The following is a 2,617-nucleotide window of genomic DNA, read 5'->3' as shown; positions in this document are numbered from 1 at the left end:
GGGACTGGGTGCGGTCGTGGACGGGGACGGTGAGGTCGACGTCGAGCCCGAGGGATTCGGTGTCGGTGTCGCCTTGGACGTGAGGGAGGTGCGGGTGGTTCCCGTGGTGCCCCCGGCCTCGCCCTCGCCGGTCTTGGAGTTGTTGCGGCTCTCGGCCGCCTGCTGCTGGGCCCGCTTCTTGCACGCGGCGGCCTGCAGGGACAGCTCGTCGATCTTCTTCTGCGCGTTCTTCAGACCGCCCTCGGCGATCGTGTCCTCGACCAGCTTCTGCTGGTACGGCGGCAGGTACTTGAGTTCGATCTCGGGGTGGTCCTTGGCCACCTTCGAGAGCGACACCCAGGCCAGGTCCTGGCTGATGCCCCGGTACAGCGCGACGTGCTCGCCGTTGGTGCCGACGTAGTACTGCGTCTGCGTCCAGCGGTGACCGCCGTAGAGGCCGCCGCCGATGACACCGAGAGTGAGCACGATGTAGAAGGATCTCTTCAGCCACTTGCGGCCTGTGCGGGGTTTGACGAAGTCGTCGTCGCCGTAGTCGCCGAAGCTGCCCGCGGGGATGTAACCGGTGGTGTCGCCGGAGCCCGGCGGGCCGAACTCGCCGCCTGTGCCGCCCTGTCCGGGCACCTGGCGGCCGAGCCCCGAGGCGCGGCCGGCCGGGGTCTGCATGTAGCCGTTGTCGTTCAGCTGGTTCTGGTTCTCGGCGACCGCGCCGACCACGACCGGGGTGTCGGACAGCTGCCCGGCGAGGGTGTCACCGGTGTCGAGGTCCAGGACGTCGGCGACGATGACCGTGATGTTGTCGGGGCCGCCGCCGCGCAGCGCGAGCTGGATGAGCTCCTGCACGGTCTCCTGGGGACCCTGGTAGCTGGCGAGGGTCTCCTCCAGGGTCTGGTGGGACACGACCCCCGACAGACCGTCGGAGCAGATCAAGTAGCGGTCACCCGCGCGGACTTCGCGGATGGAGAGATCGGGCTCGACGTGGTCGCCGCTGCCCAGCGCGCGCATCAGCAGGGAGCGCTGCGGGTGGGTGGTGGCTTCCTCCTCGGTGATGCGGCCCTCGTCGACGAGCCGCTGCACCCAGGTGTGGTCCTGGGTGATCTGGGTGAGGACGCCGTCCCGGAGCAGGTACGCGCGCGAGTCGCCGACGTGCACGAGGCCGAGCCGCTGGCCGGTCCACAGGAGGGCGGTGAGCGTGGTGCCCATGCCTTCGAGCTGCGGGTCGTCCTCCACCATCGCGCGCAGCTGGTCGTTGGCGCGCTGTACGGCGGTGCCGAGCGAGGTGAGGAGGTCGGAGCCGGGGACGTCGTCGTCGAGGGCGACGATGGTGGAGATGGCCTCCGAGGAGGCGACCTCACCGGCCGCCGCGCCGCCCATGCCGTCGGCGATGGCGAGCAGGCGCGGACCGGCGTATCCGGAGTCCTCGTTGCCCTCCCGGATCATGCCTTTGTGCGATCCGGCGGCGAAGCGCAGTGACAGACTCATGCGCACCTCGCCCGTCGGCTCCGGATACATCCGCACGGTGCCCACCCTCCGGTCGGGAGCGCGCCGGGGCCCGGGGTGGGGGCCGCCGCTGCGTGCTCGCTCCGCTCGCGCCTACTCATGATGCAGCACTACTTCCGCAGCTCGATGACGGTCTTGCCGATGCGGAGGGGCGCGCCCGGCGCAATCGGTGTGGGGGTCGTCAGCCGCGTTCGGTCGAGGTACGTGCCGTTGGTGGAGCCCAGGTCCTCGACGATCCACTGGCCGTCGCGGTCCGGATAGATCCTGGCATGGCGGCTGGAGGCGTAGTCGTCGTCCAGCACGATGGTGCTGTCGTGCGCCCGGCCGAGCGTGATGGTCTGGCCCTGGAGCGCGACGGTGGTGCCGGTGAGTGTGCCCTCCGTCACCACCAGCTTGGTGGGGGCGTTACGGCGCTGGCGGCCGCCGGCGGCCTGCTGGCGCTGTGGTGGGGGCGCGGCCTGCCGGGCGGCCTGCTGCTGCCGCCCGCTCTCGCGTCGCGCCCCGCGCTGGGTGACACGCGTACCGAACAGATCGCTGCGGATGACCTGCACGGCCACGATCACGAACAGCCACAGAACGGCCAGAAAACCCAGCCGCATGACCGTGAGGGTCAGCTCTGACATTGCCCCCGCTTCACCCTTCGGCTTGCCGGTAAATGATGGTGGTACTGCCCACGACGATCCGCGAGCCGTCGCGGAGCGTAGCGCGGGTGGTGTGCTGTCCGTCCACCACGATGCCGTTGGTGGAGCCGAGATCCTGGATCGTCGGGGGGGTTCCGGTCCGGATCTCGCAGTGCCGGCGGGAGACGCCGGGGTCGTCGATCCGCACGTCGGCCTCGGTGCTGCGGCCCAGCACGAGTGTCGCGCGGGAGATCTGATGGCGGGTGCCGTTGATCTCGATCCAGTGGCGCATACGACCGCCGGCCGCGGGAGCGGGTGCGGCCGGGGGCCGCTGTCCGCCCGCGGGCTGCGGGTAGCCGTAACCGCCGGGACGGCCGCCGGGGGGCGGCGCGGCCGGCATGGGCGGGCTGCTGCTGACGCGCTGGCGCACCGTGCCCGAGGAGGCGGTGGTGGTGGCGTGGAGCGGGCGGACGGGGGAGGTGCTGGCGCGGGTCGGGTGA

At 71.2% G+C, this 2,617-nt stretch carries 3 protein-coding genes; all 3 read right to left on the bottom strand.

Annotation, left to right across the window (positions count from 1 at the left end):
- The coding region (locus ACWD0J_RS41150; protein WP_451500986.1) for a Stp1/IreP family PP2C-type Ser/Thr phosphatase at positions 1–1,479 on the bottom strand (1,479 nt) is incomplete at its 3' end.
- Between the two features lie 128 nt (positions 1,480–1,607).
- Positions 1,608–2,120 (bottom strand): FHA domain-containing protein FhaB/FipA, encoded by a 513-nt coding sequence (locus ACWD0J_RS41145; RefSeq protein WP_451500985.1) that lies wholly within the window; start codon positions 2,118–2,120, stop codon positions 1,608–1,610.
- Positions 2,121–2,130: 10 nt separating this feature from the next.
- Positions 2,131–2,617: FHA domain-containing protein (locus ACWD0J_RS41140; protein ID WP_451500984.1), on the bottom strand; the 487-nt coding region annotated here is incomplete at its 5' end.

The organism is Streptomyces sp. NPDC003011, assembly GCF_053591515.1.
Note: the sequence above shows the minus strand (reverse complement) of the source record. Positions and strands in the feature narration are given on the sequence as shown.